Annotated in this window: 2 protein-coding genes and 1 pseudogene; 1 reads left to right on the top strand and 2 read right to left on the bottom strand. The window is 61.5% G+C overall.

The genetic code is table 11. The annotated features are described in order from the left end of the window. Positions 1 to 142 precede the first annotated feature (142 nt). On the top strand, positions 143 to 1120 hold the full coding sequence (locus NKH52_RS35235) for an IS481 family transposase (protein WP_352656834.1): 978 nt from the start codon (positions 143 to 145) through the stop codon (positions 1118 to 1120). On the opposite strand, the gene NKH52_RS35230 is transcribed toward NKH52_RS35235, so the two are convergent. Together NKH52_RS35230 and NKH52_RS35225 are read right to left on the bottom strand one after the other, a co-directional pair. After that, a complete protein-coding gene (locus NKH52_RS35230; protein ID WP_352656831.1) occupies positions 1048 to 1410 on the bottom strand; it encodes a transposase in 363 nt (120 codons plus the stop codon). The genes NKH52_RS35235 and NKH52_RS35230 overlap by 73 nt on opposite strands. A gap of 255 nt (positions 1411 to 1665) precedes the next feature. Further along, positions 1666 to 2263, bottom strand: a pseudogene (locus NKH52_RS35225) (transposase); the annotation flags it as partial.

Here is a 2263-nt window from a genome sequence, read left to right as displayed (position 1 = left end):
GCCTCGTCGGCCACTTCTACATCCACAATGCCGACGATTCAGGCTTCGTCTGCGAACGCGGCTGACTTCTTCAACAGCCTGCTAGATGTTTGATCCCAGGCTTTGATGGTGCATCATTATCGCACGAATCAAAGGAAGCGCTATGGGCCAGGTTCTTCACGGGAGCGCCACGACGACTGAGGCGGTCCGTCGAGCGATACAGCATAGTCAAGAGAGCCTGAGGGCTCTGTCGAAGCGCTACGGGATCAATCAGAAGACCGTCGCGAAGTGGAAGAAGCGGACCTCGGTGACCGATGTGCCGACCGGGCCGAAGAACCCTACTTCGACAGTGCTGACGATCGAGGAAGAGGCGGTGATCGTCGCCTTCCGGAAGCATACTTTGCTGCCGCTCGACGACTGCCTCTATACGCTGCAGCCGACGATCCCGACGTTGACGCGGTCATCCCTGCACCGCTGCCTGCAGCGTCACGGGATCAGCCGCCTGCCCGAGGTCGAAGGCGAGAAGCCGGCGAAGACGAAGTTCAAATCCTATCCGATCGGCTTCTTCCACATCGATATCGCCGAGGTTCAGACGGCCGAGGGGAAGCTCTATCTGTTCGTCGCCATCGATCGCACCAGCAAGTTCGCCTTCGTCGAGCTGCATCGCGAAGCCAAACGGCGCACGGCAGGCGAGTTCCTGCGGCATCTCGTCGAAGCGGTTCCCTACAAGATCAGCATCGTCCTGACCGACAACGGCACGCACTTCACCACGCCAGGCGCCGGCGGTTCGGCCACGCCCCTGATCGTCGAGGCCTTGGCCAAGGGAGAGACCGTCTGGGCGCATGCCTTCGAATACGCATGCGCGCAGCTCGGCATCGAGCATCGCACCACGAAGCCCAAGCATCCCTGGACGAATGGCCAGGTCGAGCGGATGAACCGCACGATCAAGGACGCCACCGTCAAGCGTTACCACTACGACGACCACGACCAGCTCGAACGCCACCTCGCGAACTTCGTCTCAGCTTACAACTTCGGGCGAAGATTGAAGACCCTCAAAGGCCTCACGCCCTACGAGTTCATCTGCAAACGGTGGACAATCGAGCCGGAACGATTCAAAAAGCGACCGACGCTCGCAGGATGAATGGTGAGACCACGTTCAGCCAGTGCCGCCGTCAATTGATGAAGCGTTATGTTGGCATCTCGCTCGACCTCGCCCAGCACGAAGGCACGGTGCTTCCCGTCGATCAGATAGGGCCGATGACCGCTCATCTTGCCGGGCGCCGCACTGCCTAACCGACGCTTGCGCGCCGCCCACTTGATCACGCTCGACACTGCCACCTTCAGCGCCGCAGCTACCTCGTAGCTCGTCTCGCCCTCTTCAAGGCGCGCCAGCGCCCGCTCCCGTAGATCCATCGAATAAGGCTTCGCCATCAGTCCCGACCTCCAACGGTCAAAACATCGAATCTGATTTGCTCAATCTTGGGAATCCTGATTCAGCTAAAACGCGAACCGCTCTAGCCGCCTTGATGCACGGCGATAAGCTTTTGACGGCCTGAAGCGACGCTGTGGTCGCCGTTGCGGTGCTTTTCCACGCGCCTCGTCAGGCGCCGGGATTGCTCCGTCGTGATGGCAGGCGGGGGTTTGCAGGTTGCGAACGGGTTTGTTTCGGGAGGTCTGCGCCCATCGTTATGTCGCGAGTTGGGGGATGCGATCGAGGACGATGCGCAGGATGCGCTGGTCGGGGCACGATGTCGGCAGGTGCAGGCGGATTTGCGATTTCATCTCGACCACCCGCGCAGCGATTTTGATGAGGCGCAATCGCAGCGTGTCGAATTGGGCGACTGCAAAGCTACGCCTCGGCATCGCTGCCCGCAAGCCCCACATCAACCAGTAAGCACCGGCATGCAGCAATAGCCGGAACTGGTTGGCCGTCGCTCTGGTGCAGGATGTGCGGTCGGCGGCAAGATGCGTCTTCCACGACTTGAGGTGGTTCTCGGCCGCGCTGCGCCGGCAGTAGACATCCTCGTAGAGCGCCTTCGACTTCCCACCGGCAAGACGACGAAGCGGATATCCCCACGGTGGGCGCCGACCTCGACCCGCGCGATGATGCGCTCGACGCGGCTCCAGCTGGCGGCGCCGTCAACGAACTCCTTGAACCTGCGGACCTTGCCTGTCTTGGCCGACGCTTCGAAGCGCGCCGTCGTGCTGGCCTCCAGATCCGCGACATGCTTGCGCAGGGTCGTGGTGGGCGCGAGGCCAAAGATGAAGTCGACGTCGTTGGCGC

The sequence above is a fragment of the Mesorhizobium sp. M1066 genome, assembly GCF_040318635.1.
Lineage (GTDB): Bacteria > Pseudomonadota > Alphaproteobacteria > Rhizobiales > Rhizobiaceae > Mesorhizobium.
The sequence above is the reverse complement of the archived record's forward strand: the minus strand, read 5'-3'. Positions and strand labels throughout refer to the sequence as shown.

Bases quoted from the DNA above. Each gene is read 5' to 3' on its own strand.
- NKH52_RS35235 (WP_352656834.1), top strand. From the start codon at position 143: ATGGGCCAGGTTCTTCACGGGAGCGCCACGACGACTGAGGCGGTCCGT.
- NKH52_RS35230 (WP_352656831.1), bottom strand. From the start codon at position 1,410: ATGGCGAAGCCTTATTCGATGGATCTACGGGAGCGGGCGCTGGCGCGC.